The organism is Agromyces kandeliae (genome assembly GCF_009674665.1).
GTDB lineage: Bacteria > Actinomycetota > Actinomycetes > Actinomycetales > Microbacteriaceae > Agromyces > Agromyces kandeliae.
Genome location: NZ_WKJD01000011.1, coordinates 1 through 20,462, shown reverse-complemented (window position 1 = coordinate 20,462; position 20,462 = coordinate 1). Strand labels below are relative to the sequence as shown.

Genomic DNA, 20,462 nt, shown 5'->3' with positions numbered 1-20,462 from the left:
GGGCTCGTGAGCGATCTCGGTCCCGTCGATCCCGGGAGAGCCGACGAGGCCGCGTGGCTGCGGCGGTGGCGGCTCAGGCCGGACGGCGATGCCGCGACCACCACGACGAGCCGCCTCATCCCCGTCCGCACCGAGGACGGCGCCGCGGCGATGCTGAAGATCGCGCACGAACCGGAGGAGGCACGCGGCGCCGCCCTCCTCGCGGCGCTCGACGGGCGCGGTGCCGTGCCGGTCATCCGGCGCGACCACGACGCCCTGCTGATGGAGCGGGCCACGGGACCCGGCGACCTCGTCGCGATGGTCCGCGCGGGCGACGACGACGAGGCGACGCGCATCCTCTGCGCGGTCGCCGGCCGCCTGCGCGCCGAGACCGACCGCGTGCTCGCCCTCCCCGATCCGCCGGCGCTCGTCCCGCTCGAGACCTGGTTCGGCCAGCTCTTCGCCCACGCCGACCGGCTCGGCCCGCTGCACCGCGCGGGGGCAGACCTCGCGCGGCGCCGATTCGACGACGGGCGGGAGCCGGCAGTGCTGCACGGCGACCTGCACCACGGCAACGTGCTGGACTTCGGAGAGCGCGGCTGGCTCGCGATCGACCCGAAGGGGCTCCTCGGCGATGCCGAGTTCGACGTGTGCAACCTGCTCTGCAACCCGTCGCACGAGCGCGCGCTCGTCCCTGGGCGGCTGCCACGTCAGTTCGCGGTCGCGGTGGAGGCGACGGGCTTCGAGGCCCGGCGCCTCCGCGACTGGCTCGTGGCGTGGAGCGCGCTCTCGTCCACCTGGTTCGAGCTCGACGGCCGTCCCGAGCGCGCCGCGACGGCGGAGCGCATCGGAGAGGCGGCCGCGGGACTCGCCGTCTGAGGCGGCCTCCGCCCTACTGGACGATCGGCAGCCCCGTGGCATCCGCCGCCTGCTGCATCGAACCGGCGTCGGTCACGTCGAGGCCGGCGTCCTCCATGAGCGAGGCGGCCTGGGCCGAGCGGTTGCCCGACTTGCAGTAGACGACGTAGTCGCCCTCGGCGTCGAGTGCCGGGATCTCTGCGGCGAGCTCCCCCGAGGTGAGGTCGAGGTTGACGGCACCGTCGAGGTGGCCGGCGGCGTACTCGGCGGGGGTGCGGACGTCGACGACGACGGTGTCGGCGCCGAGCTCGATGGGCTCGGGCGACGCGCAGCCGCCGAGGGCGAGCGCGGTCGCGCCGGCGACGGCGACCAGGCCGGCGCGCAGGCCGCGAGCGCGGCGGGTGGAGGGGGCGGAGCGGGGCGCCGGGGCGCCCGATGAGCGGGTGATCGTGGTCTGCATGGAGTGAATAATACCCCAGGGGTATCTCGTGCTAGAATCGGGGCATGGCTTCCGTGAACATCACCCACGACACCATCGAGTCGACGATCAAGGACAACGACATCGTGCTCCTCGACTTCTGGGCGGAATGGTGCGGCCCGTGCCGCATGTTCGCCCCGATCTTCGAGTCGGCGTCGGAGCAGCACGCCGACGTCGTCTTCGGCAAGGTCGACACCGAGGCCGAGCAGGCCCTCGCCGCGGGCTTCCGCATCACCTCGATCCCCACGCTCGTCGTGTTCCGCGAGGGCATCATCGTCTTCGCGCAGCCGGGCGCGCTGAACGGCGCCCAGCTCGAGCAGGTCATCGAGGGCACCAAGGCGCTCGACATGGACGACGTGCGCCGCCAGCTCGCCGAGCAGCAGGCCGCCGCCGCCGCACAGGCGTGAACCGCGTCGTCCGCGCGCTCACCTCGCGCTCCTGCGCGGTGAGCCGCGGTGAACGGGTGCTCCGCGGCGTCATCGCGGTGTTCCTCGCCGCGTTCGCGGCATCCAACGTCGAGAACCTCTGGTGCGCGATCCCCGCAGGCATCTGCGCGACGTTCCTCGCGATCGGCGCGGTGACCGGATGGTGCCCCACCGACCTGGTCTCCCGCTCGGCCGTCGAGACCGAGCCGAACGTGCTCGGCTACCCCGAGGCACGTCGGCAGCTGCTGGGCTGAACGACCCGATCGAGTGCGGGCCGGGCGTTACGCTGGGCGCATGATGACGGACGAGCCGCTCATCGGACCGGTCGAGGCCCCCGACCTGCACGTGATGTCGTTCAACATCCGGCGACGCGTGCCGCGGAACCGCCCGGGCAGCCCCGACCGGTGGGCGACCCGGAAGCCGCTGGTGCGCCGCCTCCTGACGGCCGAGCGACCCACGGTCCTCGGCGTGCAGGAGGCGCTCGACGAACAGGTCGAGGTCGTGGCCGACGCGCTCGGCGGCAGCCACCGATGGGTCGGCAGGGGACGTGATCCCGGCGGGCACGGCGAGGCCTGCCCCGTCTACTACGACGACGCTCGCCTCGAACTCACCGACTGGCGGCAACTCGCGCTCTCCGCCACGCCGAACGAGCACGGCTCCCGATCCTGGGGCAACCTCACGCGCCGCGTCGTGGTCTCAGCGGAGTTCACCGACCGAGCGACCGGGGGGCGCCTGCGCGTCTTCAACACCCACCTCGACCACCTCTCGCGCCGCTCGCGGCTGCAGTCGGCGCTCATGATCGCCGGGCTCGCCCATGCCGCCCACCTCGACGAGCCCGAGGCCGCGATCGTCGTCACGGGCGACTTCAACGCCGATGAACGGTCCGCCGTGCACCGCAGGCTGACGGGCGACGGCGTCCTCCGCGACGCATGGGACGCCACGGTCGAACAGCTCACGCCCGAGTGGGGCACGTTCTCGAACTACGGCCCGCGACGACGCGGCGGTCGCCGCATCGACCTGATCCTCGTCGGTGGCGCCGCCGAGGTCACGCACGCCGGCATCAACGCGGCGAGGTTCGAAGGGCGCGCGGCATCCGACCACGAACCCGTCCAGGCGGTGCTCCGGCACCGGTCGAACGACGAGGCGGCCGGCGGCCGCGAGGAGGCAGGCTGATGCGGAGCATCTGGAGCGGGCTGACCCGACGTGCCGTGGGCCCGGGCGAGATCGCGGCCGACGTGCTCCGGCTCATCGCGCTCGCCTGCATCCCGCTCGCGGGCATCGGCTGGGGCCCGCTCGGGCTCGTCAGCCTCGCGTTCGTCGCCGCGGCCATGGTCATCCCACGGCTCCTCCACGTCCGGCCTGCGCTCGACATCGCCTTCGGCGTCATCGCGCTCGTCTCGGTCTGGAGCAGCGTGACCGACCTCTACGTGAGCGTCCGCTGGTGGGACATCCCGATGCACTTCCTCATGAACGGCCTCGCCGCCGTCATCGCCGTCCTGCTGTTCGCGCGCCTCAGGCTCATCGCCGACCCGCAGCGTCTCCCCCGGCCGGTGCTCGCGGCCGTCCTGGTCACCACGGCGTTCGGGCTCGGACTGGCGGTGGTCTGGGAGGTGTTCGAGTGGTTCGGCAAGAACTTCATCGACGACGACATCTACGTCGACTACCGCGACACGATCGGCGACCTGGTGTGGGGCGGGGTCGGCTCCGCGCTCGGCGGGCTCGCCCTGCCGGTGCTGGCGCCCAAGCCGGAGCGGGCGACGGCCGGCACGGCGTGAGCGGACGGCCGACCCGCGTCGCTCGCGCGGAACGGCACCGCCCCGACCGTCACGCGCCGATGGTCACCGCCGCACGGGATGCCCAGTCGCGGACCAGCTCGTCACGCACCGTCACGCCCGTGCCCGCGGCATCCGGCACGCGCATCTGGCCGCGGTGCTCGCCCGAGCCGAGCACGAACGGTTCCGTGAGGTCCTCGGCGAAGTAGCGGCCCGACGCCGAGGTGTCCCCGGGCAGGACGAAGCCGGGGAGCGCGGCGATCGCGACGTTCGCCGCACGGCCGACTCCCGTCTCGAGCATCCCGCCGCACCACACCGGGACCTCGCGCGCACGGCACGCGTCGTGCACGCGCAGCGCCTCGAGGAACCCGCCCATGCGTCCGGGCTTGATGTTCACGATGCTCGTCGCGCCGCGCTCGATCGCGTCGACCGCGGTCGTGACGTCGAGGATCGACTCGTCGAGGCACACGGGGGTCTCGGCCGCCTGCGCGAGGCGGACGTGCGTCGCCAGGTCCTCCTCGGCGAACGGCTGCTCGATGAGCAGCAGGTCGAACGGGTCGAGGCTCGCGAGCAGGGGGATGTCGTCGGCGGTGTATGCCGTGTTCGCGTCGACCTGGAGCATCGCGTCGCGGCCGATGAGCTCCCGCACCGCGGCGACCGGCACCAGGTCCCAGCCGGGCTTGATCTTCAGCTTGATGCGGCGGTAGCCCGCCTCGAGGTAGCCGGTCACCTCGTCGAGCAGCTCCTCGAGGGTCGGCGCGATGCCCACCGAGACCCCGCAGTCGACCCAGTCGCGCACCGCGCCGAAGCACTCGGCCATCGAGCGCCCCTGCGCGCGGAGCTCGGCGTCGAGGACGGCGGCCTCGAGTGCGCCCTTCGCCATGCGGTGCCCCGCGACGAACGACAGGGTCGGGGCGACGGATGCCGCGAGCGGCACGCTCGCGATCGACGCCGCCGCACCGCTGCTCGCACCCGCCGTGCCCGCCGTGCCCGCGGCGGGGACGCCCTGCTCGCGATCGTCGACCCAGATGCCGGTCGCGTGCGCGGGGTCCTCGATGAGCACGCCGCTGACGTGCCCGTCGTCGACGAGGTGCGGCGCGGGGGCGCGCAGCAGCGCGGGCGCGAGGTAGCGCTCGATGACGGATGCCGCGCCGTCGACGTACTCGCCCGAATAGAACGGGTCCCGACCCGCGACGCACTCGCCCCACCCGTCACCGCGGTCGGTGCGGACGTGCACGAGCAGCACCTCGCGCGCCGCCTCGCGGCCGAACGACGTCTCGAACGGTCGGACGAGCGGCACCTCGAGCCGGTGCAGCTCGATGGACTCGATCCTCGGAGCGCGCTCGGCGCTCCGCGTGGATGCGGCGGTCTCGGACATCATGCCTCCCGGTCGGGGTCGTCTGCGGTGAACACGTAGTCGCCGGCGGCATCCAGCTCGGGCCGGAGGCGGCCGTCGGCGAGCGCGGCGAACGCGGCGCGGGATGCGGCGCGGAGCGCGCCGGCGGTCTCGCGGTCCGTGGAGCGGACCGCCTCGAAGTCGGCGACGAGCCGGAGGCCGCCCTCGGCACGCCATGGCGGCTGCGGCATGCGCTCGAGCGCGCGTGCCACCCGCGGTGACGCCAGTCGCCACCGCACCTCGAAGCGGTCGCTTCGGTCGCCGCCGGAGATCGCATCGCGGAGCTCGCCGTAGAAGTCGGCGTGGTACGCCGCGACCTCCGCGCCGAGACGAACGAGGTTCATGCGCGCGTTGCGGCGGATGAGCGGATCGTAGGTCCAGCGGACCTCGTCGACGCCGTGGTCGAGGCAGATCGCGCGTTGGCGGAGCTTCAGGGCGACGCCGATCCCGCGCCCGCGTGCCGCGGGGTCGACGGCGTTCATGTGCGAGTGCACGTGGATGCCGCCGTCCCAGCCGAGGAATCCGAGCGCGGCGCCGAGCGGCGGGTTGGCGGTGGCGTCGGAGTCGGCGCCCGGGCCCGCGGCATCCCCGCCCGTCGGTGCGGGAACCGCGACGAGCACGGTGTTGCCCGCGTGCGCGATGGCCTTCAGCGACGCCAGGTCGACCGTGCGGCCGACGCCCCAGGTCGCGTCGAAGCGCGCGAGCGCGCCGGCGAGTTCGTCGGGCCGCGCCTCGCGAGTGACGACGCCCGCACGCCGATCCTCCTCGTCGGCGAGCCCATGCGCGCGGGCGAGGATCGCGGCATCCGTCATGGTTCGGACCCTACCGCGCCGCGGGGACCCGCCGCAGGCTCGCGGCAGGGCCGACCGCGCAGGCCACCCCCGGCTACGTCAGCGGGCCAGGCGGTCCTCCATGCCCCAGGGCTGCCCGTAGCCGCCGTCGGCCTCGGATCGGGCCATCAGGTCGAGGAACGCCTTCGCGTCGAACGCCTCGGGCCCGAGGACGCCGCGGCCCGACCAGACGCCGGTCGCCAGGAGCTCGAGCGCGACGACCGGGTTGAGCGCGGTCTGCCAGACGACGCACTGCGCCTCGTACTCGCGCATCGTCCACTCGTTGTCGCTCACGTGGTAGAGGTACACCTCGCGCGGCTCGCCGTCGGTGCCGCGACCGGTCACCCAGAGGCCCGCGCAGGTCTTGCCGGTCATCCTCGGGCCGATCGTCGCAGGGTCGGGCAGCGCCGCGGCCACGACGTCGCGCGGAGCCACCTCGACGGGGCCGTTCGCGCTCCGCACGCGGATCGGCGTCGTCGCGTCGAGACCGAGCAGGTGCAGCGTCTTCAGCACGTTGATGAACTCGTCGCCGAGGCCGTACTTGAAGGTCACGCGCTTCGCGTCGACCCAGCGCGGCATGAGGAGGACCTCCTCGTGCTCGACGTTCACGCACTCCACCGGGCCGATGCCCTCGGGGAACTCGAACACCTCGGGCTCGCTGAACGGCGGGGTCGTGAACCAGCCCCGGTCCTTCTCCCACACGACGGGCGGGTTGAGGCACTCCTCGATCGTGGTCCAGATCGAGAACGACGGGGCGAAGATCTCGTTGCCCGCCTCGTCGCGCACGACGAGGTTCGCGCCGTCGCGCGTGCCGAGCTCGTCGATCTCGCTGAAGAGGTGGTCGGCCGCGTAGCGCGCGAACACGTCGGAGAGGCCGGGCTCGACGCCCATGCCCACGAGTGCGAGGCGCCCTGCCGTCTCCCAGTCGTCGGCCTGCGCGAACTGGTCGTCGCCGAGCTTCACGCCGGTCTCGGCGTACGGGTCGGTCGGGTGCGGTTCCGACAGGCTCATCGCCATGTCGAGGTAGTCGGCGCCGGCGGCGAGCGCGCCACGGAAGATCGAGGGCACGAACTTCGGCTCGACGGCGTTCATCACGTGGGTGGCGCCGTGGGCGCGGGCGACGGATGCCACGACCTCGGGATCGCTCGCGTCGACCTGTGCGGTGGCGAACCGGGCCGCCACGTCCTGGCCGTGCTTCGCGGCGATCCAGTCGACCGTGCGGCGGGCGCGGGACTCGTCGTAGTCGCTCACGACGATGAGCTCGTAGAAGTCGCGGCGGGCGGCGATCTTGGCGATGGCATCGCCCACGCCCCCCGCACCGATGAGGAGGATTCGCATGCTGGGTACGCTAGCCGCGATCCACTCAATTGTCCAGTTGGATAATTGCTCGGGCGCGCATCGTCGCCCCGGTAGCTGCCGACTCCTTCGGGAGGAACTTCCCGTTCAGGTGCGGCGTGTCGCAGTCGTCGCAACGGCGTGTCCCGGCGTTCTTCCTCCCGAACGAGTCCGGCGGACACCGATGAACCACGGCAGGACGCGAAGACGACGACGGGGATGAGGCAAGGACCACCGGATCAGCCGAACGCCGGCGGCAGGCCGCGCGCAGCGCGGAGCGTCGTGGCATCCGCCACTGCGCGTGTGACTGCCGCGATCACGGTCGGCCAGTCCTCGAGCACGTGCCGAGCACTCGGTCGGACCACGGGAACGCCGAACGCGTGACCGACCAAGGTCCGATCCCGGTCCCGGTGGAACTGCTCCGGACCGGAGTGATGCTCGCGCCCGTCGACCTCGAAGAGGACCACGCCGTCGATGAGCCCGTCGAATCGCCCGAAGCCCGCGAACCGCACCTGCGGCACGACCGAGAATCCCGCGTCGGCGATCCGCCTGACGAAGAGGCTCTCGACCCCCGACTCGAGCCGTCCGGTGAACTCGTCCACGAGCACGCGGGTCGTCGCCACGCCGTCGAGTACGGCCTCGACGCCGAGTCGCGTCAGGACCCGCTCGTGCAGCACGGAGTCGATCGCCGCACGCGCGTGCTCCGCGGGCAGGCATCGTGCTGCGCGTGCGAGCGCGGCCTCAGGCGAAACGATCCAGTCGAAGGCTCGCTCCGGGGCGGGGTCGGCAGCCCAGTGGACCCGCGGAACGCCCTGCAACGCGGAGCGGACTCCGGTCGGCCGTCTCCGGTGCGGTGCGAGCGGATGCCACACCCCGGCCGCGTCCGGTCCGTCCGGCCGGGCCCCGGGATGGACGTGCCCCGCGGACGGCGATGCATGCAGGTGCAGCACGTCGTCCTCGCCGGCCCAGACCCCGAGCCTTCGCAGGGCCGAGACGCAGCCGATGGCCGCGCCGGCTGCAACCGCCGCCAGCTGCTCGCGGTCGGCCGACGGCGCGGCGAGCCATCCGCGCCTGGGGCGAGTCACGGCACCACGCGCGACGGCGCGCGAGATCTGCCTCCGGTCGACGCCGCGGGCGATCAGGGTGCTGGCGCGAGCCACATGGCCGAGCCGGGAGAGCTCGTCGAACAGTCCGGGCATGCCGGAAGCCTCGCGAAACCGAGGCGTGAGCCCGGGCCGGCCGGCCGGATCCGGGGAGGGCCGGCCCGACGGACGGGTTCGGGAGGAGCAGTTGCGAACGGTCGTGCTCTCACGGGAGGAGGATTCGACCGGACTGCCGCGTGTCGCCATGCGACACGCCGACCGGTGGCCGGAAGTTCCTCCCGACGGATGGCGGACGCGTGGCGGGTGGCGGGCTGGGGGTGGCGGGTGGCGGGCGGCGGGCGGCGGCAGGCCGACGGGCGGGCGAGGGCGCGCCAGGACCGGGCGAGGGCGCGCCAGGACGGGCCGGAGCGCGCCGGCGCCGGCGTCGGCCGACCGTGGCATCCGTCAGCAGAAGCCGGCGATGCCCTCCCAGGCGGCCGCCGGGCTCGCCACGCCCTCGCGCACCACGGCGGCCTCGATCAGGCCGTACGGCCGGTCGGCGGCGTAGAAGACCTCGTTCGGGTTGTCGAGCCCGAAGGGCGAGAGGTCGACCGCGAAGTGGTGGTTGTTCGGCATCGAGAAGCGGATCTCCGCGATGTCGTCGTGCTCCTCGAGCACGCGCCGCCCCATGCCGTAGAGCGTCGCCTGCAACCCCGGCGAATACCCCTCGGCGAAGGCTTCGAGCAGCAGCGCACGCACGCTCTCGTACCGCGCGTCGAAGTCCACGTCGGTGCGCGCGTAGCGCCAGCGGGCCGAGACATCCGTCGCCAGGATGCGGTCGTGGGTCTCCTGGAGCGTGGTGTAGCGGTCGTGCGGATAGGCCTCGAACCCCGAGCCGGTGGACTTCATGACCGTGAGATCCCGGAGCCCGGCGATGACGTGCCGTTCGGCGCCGTCGGCCACGACGACGGCGGTGCGCACCTCGTGACCCGACCGCACGAACGCGTGGTCGTGCGGGGCGCCGCCGACCATGATGCGCTGCCAGGCGAACCGCTCCGCCGCCCAGCGGCCGCCGGTGACCCATTCGAACGACGAGACGAAGTGATCGGCCAGTCGCAGCAGGAACGCCTCCGGCGAGCCGATGCCGTCGCGAGCGAACGCGTAGATCGTGTTCTTCTGGGTGTCGGTCGGCACCACGTGCGCGTTGTCGCCCACGAGATGGGCCGCGGCGAAGTCGCCGCGTAGCTGCGAGGTCACGTTCAGGTCGTCGATCTCGTGACGCGCGCTCTCGCGCGCGACCTTGACGACGCGGACCTCGGCCTTGCCGTACTGGTTCGCGCCGAGCACGATGGCTGGTTCGGACATGGTCAGCTCCCTCGATAGGTGGAGTAGGCGAACGGGCTGAGGAGCAGTGGCGCGTGCACGTGCCGGCCGTCGTCGGCGACGTGGAACGTCAACACCACCTCGGGGTAGAACGACTCGACGCCGAGCGCGGCGAAGTAGGCCGCGGTGTCGAAGCGCAGCCGGTAGTCGCCCGCCGGCGGCGTATCGGGGCCGATGCGCGAGATCCGGCCGTCGGCGTCGGTGACGGCGTCGTCGAGCGCGCGCCATCCGTCGTCCCCTCGCGCGGAGAGTTCGACGGCGACGCCCTCGGCTGGGCGGCCGGAGGTCGCGTCGAGCACGTGGGTCGTGATGCGCGACCGCTGCGGCGCGGTGCCCTGGTTGCTCATGCGAGGAGTCCCTTCAGTCGGAGGACCGCGATCTGGCGGAGCTGGTCGGCGACGACGGGCGCCTCCTGGTCGGGCGTATGTCCCAGGCGCATCGTGAGCGCGTCGAGGATCTCGCGCGACGAGCGGCCGGCGGCGCGGATCAGGAAGACCCGGCCGAACTTCTCCTCGTACGCCCGGTTGCCCTCGGCGAGCGCCGCCGCGACCGCAGCATCGGTCGGATCCACTCCGGCCTGTTCCGCCCGCGACATCGCAGCCTGCGCTCCGGGCCCCGCCGGCCGCTCGCCGATGCGCGGGTGGTGCGCGAGCGCCCCGTCGACCTCGGCCGGCGTGAGCGGCGATGCCGCGGTCTCGGCGCGCGCGAGCAGGTCGTCGACGGAGGCGTAGGGTCGTCCGTCGGCGAGCTCCGCGCACCACCGGTCCACGTCGAGGCACGATCGCAGCAGCTCGAGGGCATCGTCGCGATCGGCCCCGTTGAATGCGTCAAGCGTCATCGCCCGCTCCGTTCTCCGATCGCGCCGCGCGCAGCAGTCGGCCGCGGGCGACCGAGCCGTCGACCTCGCGCCCCGCGAGGTAGGTCGCGCGGACCGCGCCGACCAGCTCGCGTCCGTCGTAGGGCGTGATCGGATGCCGGTGCCGCAGTGCCGCGGCATCCACGGTGAACGCCTCGTCGGGCGCGACGACCACGAGGTCGGCGTCGGCGCCCTCCACGATGGCGCCCTTCCCGTCGAGGCCGACGAGTCGCGCGGGCGCCGCCGCCATCCACTCGACGACCCGTTCGAGGCGGATGCCGCGGCGGCGCGCCTCGGTCCAGACGACGGCAAGGCCGAGCTGGAGGGACGCGATGCCGCCCCACGCGACGGCGAAGTCGCCGTCGCCGGCGAACTTCACCGCGGCCGGAGCCGGCGAGTGGTCGGAGACGACCGTGTCGATGACGCCTTCCTCGAGCGCACGCCAGAGCGCGTCGCGGTTCGCGGCCCCGCGGATCGGCGGGCAGCACTTGAACGCCGCGGCTCCCGCAGGCACCTCCTCCGCCGTCAGCGCGAGGTAGTGCGGGCAGGTCTCGACGGTGAGCCGCACGCCCTCGGCCCGCGCGCGGGCGATCGCGTCGAGCGACGCGGCCGAGCTGAGGTGCAGGATGTGTGCGCGCGCCCCCGTGCGGCGGGCGGCCTCGATCACGGCCGCGATCGCCGCTCCCTCGGCGGCATCGGGCCGGGACGCGAGGAAGTCGGCGTACTCGCGGCTGTGCGGGTGCGGCGCCGCGTCGATCACCGCGGCGTCCTCGGCGTGCACGATGACGAGCGGGTCGGCACCGGAACCGGCGCCCGCGACCACGGCCATCGCCCGCTCCATCTCATCGGCCGAGACGGGCGGGAACTCGGGCACGCCGGAATCGACGAGGAAGCACTTGAACCCGAACACGCCCTCCGCGGCGAGCGGCAGCAGGTCGGGCTCGTTTCCGGGCACGATGCCGCCCCAGAACCCGACGTCGACGAACACGCGCCCGCTCGCCCTCGCCCGCTTCACGGTCAGGGCGGCGACCGAGGTCGTCGCCGGGATGCTGTTCAGCGGCATGTCGACGATCGTCGTGACGCCGCCGGCCGCGGCGGCGCGGGTGGCGGTCTCGAACCCCTCCCAGTCGGTGCGGCCGGGCTCGTTGACGTGGACGTGCGTGTCGACGAGCCCCGGGACGAGCACCTCGTCGTCGGCGAGACGCCTGCGATGCGCCGCCCGGAGTCCGGCACCCGGCCCGGCGATCCGCGCGATGCGCCCGTCGATCACCCCGATCTCGGCGGGCGCGAACGCCCCGTCGACGAGCACCCGCTCGCCTGCGAGCACGAGGTCGAAGGAGGCGGATGCCTCGCCGGCACCGCTCGACGGTTCGTGGGCCCGCGCCATCCGCTCGCTCACTCCCCCGGACCGGTCAGGCGCACCTGCCGGTTGACGTCCTTGTACAGCAGGTACCGGAACGGTCCCGGACCGCCCGCATAGCAGGCCTGCGGGCAGAACGCCCGGAGCCACATGAAGTCGCCCGCCTCGACCTCGACCCAGTCGCCGTTCAGGCGATACACGCCCTTGCCCTCGAGCACGAAGAGCCCGTGCTCCATGACGTGCGTCTCGGCGAACGGGATGCTGCCGCCGGGGGCGAACGTGACGATGTTGACGTGCATGTCGTGCGCGAGGTCGTCGGGGTCGACGAAGCGGGTCGTCGCCCAGGCGCCGTCGGTGTCGGGCATCGGCTGCGGCTCGACCTCGGCGTCGCTCGTGACGAACGATGCGGGCGCGGCGATGCCCGGTACCGGCTCGTACGCCTTGCGGATCCAGTGGAACGAGGTCGGCGCGTCACCCTCGTTCGCGATCGACCAGGCCTCCCCTGCCGTGATGTACGCGTAGCCGCCCGGCCGGAGCGCGTGCCGGGCGCCGCCGAGGTCGAGCGCGAGCTCGCCCGCCGTCACGAAGAGCACCGCCTCCACGCCTGGCTCGGCCTCGGGCCGGACCGCCCCGCCGCCCGGCTCGATCTCGACGATGAGCTGGGCGAACGTGGTGGCGAAGCCGGCGATCGGACGGGCGATGATCCACGACCTCGTGCCGGTGAACCCGGGCAGGTTGCTCGTCACGATGTCGCGCAGCACGCCCTTCGGGATGACCGTGTAGGCCTCGGTCACGATCGCGCGGTCGGTGAGCAGCTCGGCCTGCGCGGGCAGCCCGCCGGGCGGGGTGTAGTAGCTCATGGGGTCTCCTCGTGCGTGCGCCTCGGGTTCGCGAGCCTCGCGAGCGTCTGCAGGTCGAGGCCGGTGTCGCGGGCCGCCTCGCCGGCGGTGATCGCCCCGCACTGCACGCCGCGGAGCACGAAGCCCGCGAGCGCGCGCACCGTCGCGGGCTCGTCGAGCACCGCCCCCGCCGTGCGGTCGTGCACGTGCCGAAGCCGCCCGGAGGCCTCCGCCCAGCCGTCGCGGTAGTACGCGTAGGTCGCGATGAATCGCGTGGGCAGCTGCGCCGGGTGCAGGTCCCAGCCCTGGGGGAAGCCGCGCTCCAGCGATCGGCGCACGAGCCGCGCGTGGAGGCGCCACGCCTCGGCCGCGCCGTCGCCGATCGGCAGCACGTTCGACGAGCCGTCGGAGAGGCGGATGCCGGTGCCGGCGACGGCGACCTGCATCACCTGCTTCGCGTGGTCTGCGGCCGGGTGCTCGAGCGACTGGTGCGGCGCGGCGATGCCGAGCGCCGCGCTGTAGTCGTAGGTGCCGAAGTGCAGCCCGGCGATGCGCCCCGGGGCGACATGCGCGATGCGCGCGACCGTGGCGACGCCATCGGCGCCGAGCACGAGCTGCGGCGTCTCGACCTGCACCTCGAACCGGAGCCGACCGTCGGGCAGCCCGAGCGCGCGTTCGAGGGCGGTCGCGGCATCCGCCATCGCCTCGACCTGCGCGAGCGTCGAGACCTTCGGCAGGGTGAGGGCGAGGCCGTCGGGCAGGCCGCCGCGATCGACGAGGGCGGTCACGAACAGGTCGAGCGAGCGGATGCCGCGGGCGCGTGTCGCCGCCTCGAACGATTTGAACCGGATGCCGATGAACGGCGGCGCGGTGCCCTCGGCCGTCGCGGCCGCGACGTGCTCGGCGGCCCGCACGACGTCGGCGTCCTCGGCATCGTCGCCCCGGTCGCCGTAGCCGTCCTCGAAATCGATCCGGAGGTCCTCCATCGGCTCGCGGGAGAGCTTCTCCTCGACGAGCGGCGCGATCGCCGCGGCGACGTCGGGTCGGACCCCGACGTCCAATGCGAGCGCCTCGAGTCCCCCGGCCGACTCGGCCGCTGCGAGCGCCGCGTCCCCCCATGCCGATGGCAGGTCGGGCGTGACCGTGTCGCCCCGCACGTACACCGTGTGGACCGGTTGCCGCGACCCGTCGTCGCCCGGATAGGCGGTCGCGAGCAGGCGGTCCGTCTCGGCGAGCCGGTCGTCGATGGACGCCTTCACGGTGGCGGGGAGCGCGGTGCGCACGGCTCAGGCCAGCAGCTCGTACGCGGGCAGCGTGAGGAAGTCGACGTAGTCGTCGGCGAGGACGAGGTCGGCGACGAGGCGCGCGGCGGGCTCGTAGTACTGCGAGAACCGGTCGGGCGGCACGTCCGCGGCGAGCAGCGCCACCTCCTCGTCGAGCACCTCGCGCACGAGTCCGGGCGTCATGGCCCTGCCCGTGTCGGCGAGCACCACGTCGTGCTGCAGCTGCTGCCACACCTGCGAGCGCGAGATCTCGGCGGTCGCGGCATCCTCCATCAGGCTGTGCAGGGCGACCGCGCCGCTGCCCGCCAGCCAGGCCGCGGTGTACGCCACGCCGACCGAGAGGTTCGTGCGGAGGCCCGCCTCGGTGACCGCGCCGCCGGTCGACGCGACGTCGAGGAGCTCGGCGGCCGTGACCTCGACCTCCGGCCGCTGCCGGTCGAGCTGGTTGGGCCGCTCGCCGAGCACGTCGTCGAAGACCTCACGGCAGACCGGCACGAGGTCGGGGTGCGCGACCCACGAGCCGTCGAATCCGTCGCCCGCCTCGCGGGTCTTGTCGGCACGGACCTTCTCGAACGCGACCGCGGTGGCCTCGGGGTCGGCGCGGTTCGGCACGAACGCGGCCATGCCGCCCATGGCGACCGCGCCGCGGCGGTGGCACGTCTTCACGAGCAGCTCGGTGTAGGCGCGCATGAACGGCGCGGTCATCGACACCGACGCGCGGTCGGGCACGATGAACTCCGGCCCCGCGTCGCGGAACACCTTGATGATGCTGAAGAGGTAGTCCCAGCGGCCGGCGTTGAGGCCCGACGCGTGGTCGCGGAGCTCGTAGAGGATCTCGTCCATCTCGAACGCGGCCGGGATGGTCTCGATGAGCACCGTCGCCCGGATGCTGCCGGCCGGCAGCGCCATCCGCTCCTCCGAGAAGGCGAACACGTCGTTCCAGAGTCGCGCCTCGAGATGGCCCTCGAGCTTCGGCAGGTAGTAGAAGGGGCCGGCGCCGCCCTCGATGAGGAGGCGCGCGGTGTGGTGGAGATGCAGCCCGAAGTCGACGAGCGAGCCCGACGCGCGCTCACCGTCGACGAGCACGTGCTTCTCGGGCAGGTGCCAGCCGCGCGGGCGCGTGACCACGGTCGGCCGGCGGATGTCGTCGCGGAGCGCGTACTCCTTGCCCTCGGGCGAGGTCCACGCGAGCGTGCCGCGCGCGGCGTCTCGCAGGTTGCGCACGCTCCCGACGACGTTCTCCCACGTGGGGCTGGAGGCGTCCTCCAGGTCGGCGAGCCAGACCCTGGCACCCGAGTTGAGCGCGTTGATCGCCATCTTCGCCGGCATCGCGGGGCCGGTGATCTCGACCCGGCGGTCGGCGAGCGCCTCCGGCGGCGGCGGCACCCGCCACTCCGATTCGCGCACGTCGCGGGTCTCGGCGAGGAAGTCCAGTGGCTCGCCGCGCGCGATGCGCCGGCGGCGCTCCGCGCGGGCGGCGAGCAGTTCGCGCCGTCGCGCGTCGAACCGGTGGTGCAGCTCCTCGACGAACGCGAGCGCCTCACCGGTGAGGATCTCGTCGTCGTCGGCTCGATCTGCACTCACGATCTCGATGGTCATGCGGCTGCCGCTCCCTCCATCGCCCGTTCGGGGTGGTGCTCCAGGCCTCGCCCTCATCTTCGCGCAAAGGCGCACGGGTCGGAACCATCGCGCACGCATGCGCGGAACGGGAGCCGGCGCATGCGCGCGGCGTAGACTCCGAGCAGAGGGAGCCAGACATGGACATCTTCGTCACCGTCAACGGCCGGCCGCGAGATGCCTCGGGGATCGCGGCCCACACGACCGCGCTCGACTGGCTCAGGTCGATCGGGCTGACCGGCGCGAAGGAGGGCTGCGCCGAGGGCGAGTGCGGGGCCTGCGCGGTGCTCGTCGCGACCCCCGCAGACGCCGACGGAACGCAGTGGACCGCCGTGAATGCGTGCCTGACGCCGGCCGCGGCGCTCGACGGCCAGGAAGTCGTGACCGCGGAGGGGCTCGGCACGCCCGAGCGCATGCATCCGGTGCAGTCGGCGCTCGCCGAGGCGGGCGGCTCGCAGTGCGGGTACTGCACGCCCGGCTTCGCGTGCAGCATGGCGGCCGAGTTCTACCGGGCGCGGGGCGGAGCGGATGCCACGGGCGCCACGTCCTCGGCGGGCCCCGCTGCGTCCGGGCAGTCGGCGGACGACGGCTTCGACCTGCACGCCCTGAGCGGCAACCTCTGCCGGTGCACGGGATACCGGCCCATCCGCGACGCGGCGCTCGGCATCGAGGCGACGCCCGGGGCCGACGACCCGCTGGCCGAGCGACGCACGCGGCCGGCACCCGCTGCCCGTGCGACCCGCCTCGCGGGCGAGGGCGGTCGCTTCGTGCGGCCCGAGTCGCTCGACGAGGCGCTGGCGCTCCTGCACGTCGAGCCCGAGGCCGTCGCGATCGCGGGGTGCACCGACTGGGGCGTCGAGGCGAACCTCCGCGGCCGCCGTGCTCCGCTCACGGTCGCGATCGAGCGGCTCGACGAGCTGCGCACGTTCGAGGAGGACGACGCCGGCATCGACCTCGGTGCCGCGCTCACCCTCACCGAGGTCGAGCACCGACTCGCCGGGCGCGTGCCGCTGCTCTCGGCGCTCTTCCCCCAGTTCGCGTCGCCGCTCATCCGCAACCGGGCCACGCTCGGCGGCAACCTCGGCACCGCCTCCCCCATCGGCGACGCGCCGCCCGCGCTGCTCGCACTCGAGGCACGGCTCGTCCTCGCCTCGCCCGACGGCGAGCGCGAGGTCGACCTCGCCGACTACTTCACGGGGTACCGCGAGACCGTCCGCCGGCCGGGTGAGCTGATCCGCACCGTCCGGATCCCGCGACCGACGGCCGGCCTCACCGCATTCCACAAGGTCGCCAAGCGCCGCTACGACGACATCTCGAGCGTCGCCGTCGCGTTCGCGATCGACCTCGACGAGGAGCGCGGCACCGTGGCATCCGCTCGCATCGGACTCGGCGGCGTCGCCGCGACGCCGATCCGGGCACGCGCGACGGAGGCCGCGCTCGTCGGACGCGAATGGACCGCCGACGCCGTCCGGGAGGCGGCATCCGTGCTCGGCGAGGAGGGCACGCCCATGTCGGACCACCGGGCGAGCGCCGAGTACCGATCGGCGATGCTCGCGCAGTCGCTCCTGCAGCTGCATCGACGGACCGCGCGCGAGGGGGTGCCCGCATGAGCGAGCTCTCCGACCGTCCCGACGGCGCGGTCGCCGGCAGGCCGATCGCGCACGAGAGCGCCCGGCTGCACGCGACCGGCACCGCCGTGTACACCGACGACCTCACGGCCACCCGCCGCGACGTGCTCACCGCGTGGCCGGTGACCTCGGCGCACGCGCACGCGCGCGTGCGGCTCGACGTCGCGCCGGCGCTCGAGGTGCCCGGCGTCGTGCACGTGCTGACCGCCGACGACGTGACGGGCGTCAACGACGGCGGCGCGAAGGGCGACGAGCCGCTGTTCCCCGACGAGGCGCAGTACCACGGGCACGCGCTCGCGTGGGTGCTCGGCGAGACGGCCGAGGCCGCACGGCTGGGCGCCGCCGCGGTGGCCGTCGACGCCGAGGAACTGCCCTCGATCGTGACCGTCGAGGAGGCGATCGCCGCCGGGTCCTTCCAGGGCATCGCGCCGACCGTGCGGCGCGGCGACGCGGCATCCGCCCTCGCCTCGGCGCCGCACGTCTTCGAGGGCGTCAGCGTCGTCGGCGGCCAGGAGCACTTCTACCTCGAGACGCACGCGTCGTTCGCGCACGTCGATTCCGAGGGGCAGGTGTTCGTCGAGTCGAGCACGCAGCACCCGAGCGAGACGCAGGAGATCGTCGCGCACGTGCTCGGCGTGCCGAACCATCGCGTGACGGTGCAGTCGCTCCGGCTCGGGGGCGGCTTCGGCGGCAAGGAGATGCAGCCGCACGGACTCGCCGCCGTCGCGGCCCTCGGCGCCGTGCGCACCGGGCGCCCCGTGCGACTCCGCCTCACGCGCGCCCAGGACATGACGATGACCGGCAAGCGGCACCCGTTCCACGCCACGTGGCGGGCGGGCTTCGCCGACGACGGCCGGATCCTCGCGCTCGAGGCGACGCTCACCTCGAACGGCGGCTGGAGCCTCGACCTCTCGGACCCCGTGCTCGGGCGCGCGCTCTGCCACGTCGACAACGGCTACTGGATCCCCGACATCGAGGTGCACGGGCGCATCGCGCGCACGAACGTCACCTCGCAGACCGCGTTCCGCGGCTTCGGCGGCCCGCAGGGCATGTTCGTGATCGAGGACATCCTGGGCCGCGTCGCGCCTCGCCTCGGCATCGACCCGGCGGTGCTCCGCGAGCGCAACCTGTACCGGCCGGGGCAGACGACGCCGTACGGCATGGAGGTGCGGCACGCCGAGCGGCTCGGAGCCGCCTGGTCGCAGGTGCTCGAGGAGTCCGGGTTCGCCCGCCGTCGCGACGAGATCGCCGCCGCGAACGCCGCCGACCCCGACGTGAAGCGCGGCCTCGCGATCACGCCCGTGAAGTTCGGCATCTCGTTCACGTTCACCGCGTACAACCAGGCTGGCGCGCTCGTGCACGTCTACCGCGACGGCTCGGTGCTCGTGAACCACGGCGGCACCGAGCTCGGCCAGGGGCTGCACACGAAGATGCTCCAGGTCGCGGCCACCGCGCTCGGGGTCCCGCTCGCGCAGGTGCGGCTCGCGCCCACCCGCACCGACAAGGTGCCGAACACGTCGGCGACCGCGGCCTCTTCGGGCGCCGACCTCAACGGCGCGGCCGTGAAGGACGCGTGCGACCAGATCATCTCCCGGCTCCGGCCCGTCGCGGCGAACGTGCTGGGCGTCGACGAGGCCGACGTGCGGTTCGAGGACGGCCGCGTGCATGGCGGCGACCCTGCCGTCTCCGTGCTGTTCGGCGAACTCGCCGCGACCGCGTACGCCGAGCGCGTGCAGCTCTTCGCCGCCGGCTACTACCGCACCGAGGGCCTCGGCTGGGACCCGGCGACGATGACGGGGACCCCGTTCAAGTACTTCGCCTGCGGCGTGGCCGCCAGCGAGGTCGAGGTCGACGGCTTCACGGGCGCGACCCGGCTCCGGCGTGTCGACATCGTGCACGACGTCGGCGACTCGCTCTCGCCCCTCATCGACCTCGGGCAGGTCGAGGGCGGGTTCATGCAGGGCGTCGGCTGGCTCACGCTCGAGGAGCTGCGCTGGGACGAGACCGACGGCCCCGGCCGCGGGCGCCTGCTCACGCCCTCGGCGAGCACCTACAAGCTGCCGAGCTTCTCGGAGCTGCCCGACGAGCTCAACGTGCGCTTCCTCGAGCGCGCGCATGAGGACGGCGCGATCTACGGCTCGAAGGCCGTCGGCGAGCCGCCGCTCATGCTCGCCTTCAGCGTGCGCGAGGCGATCCGCGAGGCCGTCGCGGCCTTCGGCCCGCCCGGGCACTCGGTCGAGCTCGCCGCGCCGTCGACGCCGGAGGCGGTGTTCTGGGCGATCGAGGCGGCACGGGAGGCGAGCCGGAGCGCGTCGACGGATGCCGAGCGGTCGACGGATGCCGAGCGCGTCGCGGTCGACGCCGGTGCGACGGATGCCGCGTCCCTGGCCGCGCACTCCGGGCGCGTGTCCGCCGAGCGCTGACGGACGGCCGCACATGGACTGGGTCGACGCCGTGCAGCGCCTCCGGGCGTCGCGCACGCCGGCCGTGCTCGTCACGCTCGCGATGGTGCGCGGTCACGCACCGCGCAACGGCGGGGCGAAGATGGTCGTCGCCGCAGACGAGGTCACCGGGACCGTGGGCGGCGGCAACCTCGAGCAGACCGCGCTCGCCCGCGCCCGCGAGCTGCTCGCGGCGGGCACGGCGGAGCCCGAGCTGCTCACGCTGACGCTGAGCGACCGGGCCGTCGTCGACTACGGCGTGCAGTGCTGCGGAGGAGAGGTCACGATGCTGCTCGAACCCCTGCCGGTCGTGCCGGCCGTCGCGATCTTCGGCCTCGGGCACGTCGGCCTCGAGCTGGCGCGGATCCTCGCGCGGCATCCGCTCGAGCTCGACCTCGTGGACTCGCGCGAGGCCATGCTCTCGCCGGACCGCCTGGGCGAGCTCGGCCGCTCCGGTCCGTTCACCGACGCGGTCGCCACCATCCGGGTGCACCACCTGCCGGTGCCGGAGGCGGCCCTCGCCGAGCTGCCGACGGGCGCGCACGTGCTGGTGATGACGCACGACCACGCGGAGGACCTGGCGATCGTCGACGCCGCGCTTCGCACGCCCGGCGTCGACTCGATCGGGCTCATCGGCTCGCGCTCGAAGTGGGCGCGCTTCCGCGGGCAGCTCGCGTCGGCGGGGCACGACGACGATGCGCTCGCCCGCGTCGAGACACCCATCGGCATCGACGGCATCCGCTCGAAGGAGCCGGCCGCGATCGCGGTGAGCGTCGCCGCCGAACTGCTGCAGCGCATCGAGCAGGCCGCCGCGGCGCGATCGCGCTGAGGCCCTCGCGCCTTCGCCTTCGCCTTCGCCTTCGCCTTCGCCTTCGCCTTCGCCTTCGCCTTCGCCTTCGC

General features: G+C 73.6%; 20 protein-coding genes. 8 read left to right on the top strand and 12 right to left on the bottom strand.

All coding sequences use genetic code 11. From position 1 onward, the window contains the following. The first annotated feature begins 6 nt into the window (after nt 1–6). Nucleotides 7–858, top strand: coding sequence for an aminoglycoside phosphotransferase family protein (locus tag GJR97_RS06825; RefSeq protein ID WP_195760631.1), 852 nt, complete (start codon nt 7–9; stop codon nt 856–858). Nucleotides 859–871: 13 nt separating this feature from the next. On the opposite strand, the gene GJR97_RS06820 is transcribed toward GJR97_RS06825, so the two are convergent. Then, nucleotides 872–1,297 carry a rhodanese-like domain-containing protein gene (locus GJR97_RS06820; RefSeq protein ID WP_154345769.1) on the bottom strand — a complete coding sequence of 142 codons (426 nt, stop codon included), beginning with the start codon at nt 1,295–1,297 and terminating at the stop codon, nt 872–874. A gap of 44 nt (nt 1,298–1,341) precedes the next feature. Here GJR97_RS06820 and trxA point away from each other — a divergent pair, with 44 nt between their 5' ends. The 4 genes from trxA to GJR97_RS06800 are packed head-to-tail and all read left to right on the top strand — an operon-like array spanning nt 1,342 to nt 3,515. Further along, nucleotides 1,342–1,722 carry a thioredoxin gene (gene trxA, locus GJR97_RS06815; RefSeq protein ID WP_129235775.1) on the top strand — a complete coding sequence of 127 codons (381 nt, stop codon included), beginning with the start codon at nt 1,342–1,344 and terminating at the stop codon, nt 1,720–1,722. Beyond that, on the top strand, nt 1,719–1,994 hold the full coding sequence (locus GJR97_RS06810; RefSeq protein ID WP_154345768.1) for a YgaP family membrane protein: 276 nt from the start codon (nt 1,719–1,721) through the stop codon (nt 1,992–1,994). Before trxA ends, GJR97_RS06810 begins: the two co-directional genes overlap by 4 nt. Nucleotides 1,995–2,034: 40 nt before the next feature. Then, nucleotides 2,035–2,913 (top strand): endonuclease/exonuclease/phosphatase family protein, encoded by an 879-nt coding sequence (locus tag GJR97_RS06805; RefSeq protein WP_229276062.1) that lies wholly within the window; start codon nt 2,035–2,037, stop codon nt 2,911–2,913. Then, complete coding sequence (locus GJR97_RS06800) at nt 2,913–3,515, top strand: hypothetical protein (protein ID WP_154345767.1); 603 nt, start codon at nt 2,913–2,915, stop codon at nt 3,513–3,515. Before GJR97_RS06805 ends, GJR97_RS06800 begins: the two co-directional genes overlap by 1 nt. A 49-nt stretch (nt 3,516–3,564) precedes the next feature. Here GJR97_RS06800 and menC read toward each other — a convergent pair whose 3' ends face one another. From menC to aceB, 11 genes are all read right to left on the bottom strand, one after another. Then, entirely contained in the window at nt 3,565–4,890 is a 1,326-nt protein-coding gene (menC, locus tag GJR97_RS06795) for an o-succinylbenzoate synthase (protein ID WP_154345766.1), read from the bottom strand. Continuing rightward, on the bottom strand, nt 4,890–5,720 hold the full coding sequence (locus tag GJR97_RS06790) for a hypothetical protein (protein ID WP_154345765.1): 831 nt from the start codon (nt 5,718–5,720) through the stop codon (nt 4,890–4,892). Before GJR97_RS06790 ends, menC begins: the two co-directional genes overlap by 1 nt. 78 nt (nt 5,721–5,798) lie before the next feature. Then, nucleotides 5,799–7,076 carry a saccharopine dehydrogenase family protein gene (locus tag GJR97_RS06785; protein WP_154345764.1) on the bottom strand — a complete coding sequence of 426 codons (1,278 nt, stop codon included), beginning with the start codon at nt 7,074–7,076 and terminating at the stop codon, nt 5,799–5,801. Between the two features lie 236 nt (nt 7,077–7,312). Continuing rightward, nucleotides 7,313–8,272 carry a type IV toxin-antitoxin system AbiEi family antitoxin domain-containing protein gene (locus GJR97_RS06780; protein WP_154345763.1) on the bottom strand — a complete coding sequence of 320 codons (960 nt, stop codon included), beginning with the start codon at nt 8,270–8,272 and terminating at the stop codon, nt 7,313–7,315. A 348-nt stretch (nt 8,273–8,620) separates the two neighbouring features. Next, nucleotides 8,621–9,520: a factor-independent urate hydroxylase gene (gene pucL / locus GJR97_RS06775; protein ID WP_154345762.1), complete on the bottom strand. Its 900-nt coding sequence runs from the start codon at nt 9,518–9,520 to the stop codon at nt 8,621–8,623. 2 nt (nt 9,521–9,522) lie between these two features. Continuing rightward, complete coding sequence (gene uraH, locus GJR97_RS06770; RefSeq protein WP_154345761.1) at nt 9,523–9,885, bottom strand: hydroxyisourate hydrolase; 363 nt, start codon at nt 9,883–9,885, stop codon at nt 9,523–9,525. Then, on the bottom strand, nt 9,882–10,376 hold the full coding sequence (gene uraD, locus GJR97_RS06765; protein WP_154345760.1) for a 2-oxo-4-hydroxy-4-carboxy-5-ureidoimidazoline decarboxylase: 495 nt from the start codon (nt 10,374–10,376) through the stop codon (nt 9,882–9,884). The genes uraH and uraD overlap by 4 nt, the downstream gene beginning before the upstream one ends. Continuing rightward, nucleotides 10,366–11,781, bottom strand: coding sequence for an allantoinase AllB (gene allB, locus GJR97_RS06760; RefSeq protein WP_154345759.1), 1,416 nt, complete (start codon nt 11,779–11,781; stop codon nt 10,366–10,368). Before allB ends, uraD begins: the two co-directional genes overlap by 11 nt. Before the next feature lie 8 nt (nt 11,782–11,789). After that, entirely contained in the window at nt 11,790–12,614 is an 825-nt protein-coding gene (locus GJR97_RS06755; RefSeq protein WP_154345758.1) for a bifunctional allantoicase/(S)-ureidoglycine aminohydrolase, read from the bottom strand. Beyond that, nucleotides 12,611–13,876, bottom strand: coding sequence for a DUF6986 family protein (locus tag GJR97_RS06750; RefSeq protein ID WP_324613238.1), 1,266 nt, complete (start codon nt 13,874–13,876; stop codon nt 12,611–12,613). Before GJR97_RS06750 ends, GJR97_RS06755 begins: the two co-directional genes overlap by 4 nt. A gap of 3 nt (nt 13,877–13,879) precedes the next feature. Beyond that, a complete protein-coding gene (gene aceB, locus GJR97_RS06745) occupies nt 13,880–15,475 on the bottom strand; it encodes a malate synthase A (protein WP_154345757.1) in 1,596 nt (531 codons plus the stop codon). 158 nt (nt 15,476–15,633) lie between these two features. Between aceB and GJR97_RS06740 the strand changes: the two genes are divergently transcribed. Genes GJR97_RS06740 through xdhC form a run of 3 tightly spaced genes read left to right on the top strand, consistent with a single transcriptional unit; the run spans nt 15,634 to nt 20,391 of the window. Continuing rightward, entirely contained in the window at nt 15,634–17,103 is a 1,470-nt protein-coding gene (locus GJR97_RS06740) for a xanthine dehydrogenase small subunit (RefSeq protein ID WP_154345756.1), read from the top strand. Beyond that, nucleotides 17,100–19,544, top strand: coding sequence for a xanthine dehydrogenase molybdopterin binding subunit (xdhB, locus tag GJR97_RS06735; protein ID WP_154345755.1), 2,445 nt, complete (start codon nt 17,100–17,102; stop codon nt 19,542–19,544). Before GJR97_RS06740 ends, xdhB begins: the two co-directional genes overlap by 4 nt. Before the next feature lie 13 nt (nt 19,545–19,557). Next, nucleotides 19,558–20,391, top strand: coding sequence for a xanthine dehydrogenase accessory protein XdhC (xdhC, locus tag GJR97_RS06730; protein ID WP_154345754.1), 834 nt, complete (start codon nt 19,558–19,560; stop codon nt 20,389–20,391). The last annotated feature ends 71 nt before the right edge of the window (nt 20,392–20,462 follow it).

Coding starts and splice junctions, on each gene's coding strand:
- uraH (WP_154345761.1), bottom strand. CDS start 9,885: ATGAGCAACCAGGGCACCGCGCCGCAGCGGTCGCGCATCACGACCCAC.
- trxA (WP_129235775.1), top strand. CDS start 1,342: ATGGCTTCCGTGAACATCACCCACGACACCATCGAGTCGACGATCAAG.
- GJR97_RS06790 (WP_154345765.1), bottom strand. CDS start 5,720: ATGACGGATGCCGCGATCCTCGCCCGCGCGCATGGGCTCGCCGACGAG.
- GJR97_RS06755 (WP_154345758.1), bottom strand. CDS start 12,614: ATGAGCTACTACACCCCGCCCGGCGGGCTGCCCGCGCAGGCCGAGCTG.
- GJR97_RS06740 (WP_154345756.1), top strand. CDS start 15,634: ATGGACATCTTCGTCACCGTCAACGGCCGGCCGCGAGATGCCTCGGGG.
- pucL (WP_154345762.1), bottom strand. CDS start 9,520: ATGTCCGAACCAGCCATCGTGCTCGGCGCGAACCAGTACGGCAAGGCC.
- xdhC (WP_154345754.1), top strand. CDS start 19,558: ATGGACTGGGTCGACGCCGTGCAGCGCCTCCGGGCGTCGCGCACGCCG.
- GJR97_RS06780 (WP_154345763.1), bottom strand. CDS start 8,272: ATGCCCGGACTGTTCGACGAGCTCTCCCGGCTCGGCCATGTGGCTCGC.
- aceB (WP_154345757.1), bottom strand. CDS start 15,475: ATGACCATCGAGATCGTGAGTGCAGATCGAGCCGACGACGACGAGATC.
- GJR97_RS06800 (WP_154345767.1), top strand. CDS start 2,913: ATGCGGAGCATCTGGAGCGGGCTGACCCGACGTGCCGTGGGCCCGGGC.
- GJR97_RS06820 (WP_154345769.1), bottom strand. CDS start 1,297: ATGCAGACCACGATCACCCGCTCATCGGGCGCCCCGGCGCCCCGCTCC.
- GJR97_RS06805 (WP_229276062.1), top strand. CDS start 2,035: ATGATGACGGACGAGCCGCTCATCGGACCGGTCGAGGCCCCCGACCTG.
- allB (WP_154345759.1), bottom strand. CDS start 11,781: ATGGCGCGGGCCCACGAACCGTCGAGCGGTGCCGGCGAGGCATCCGCC.
- menC (WP_154345766.1), bottom strand. CDS start 4,890: ATGTCCGAGACCGCCGCATCCACGCGGAGCGCCGAGCGCGCTCCGAGG.
- uraD (WP_154345760.1), bottom strand. CDS start 10,376: ATGACGCTTGACGCATTCAACGGGGCCGATCGCGACGATGCCCTCGAG.
- xdhB (WP_154345755.1), top strand. CDS start 17,100: ATGAGCGAGCTCTCCGACCGTCCCGACGGCGCGGTCGCCGGCAGGCCG.
- GJR97_RS06785 (WP_154345764.1), bottom strand. CDS start 7,076: ATGCGAATCCTCCTCATCGGTGCGGGGGGCGTGGGCGATGCCATCGCC.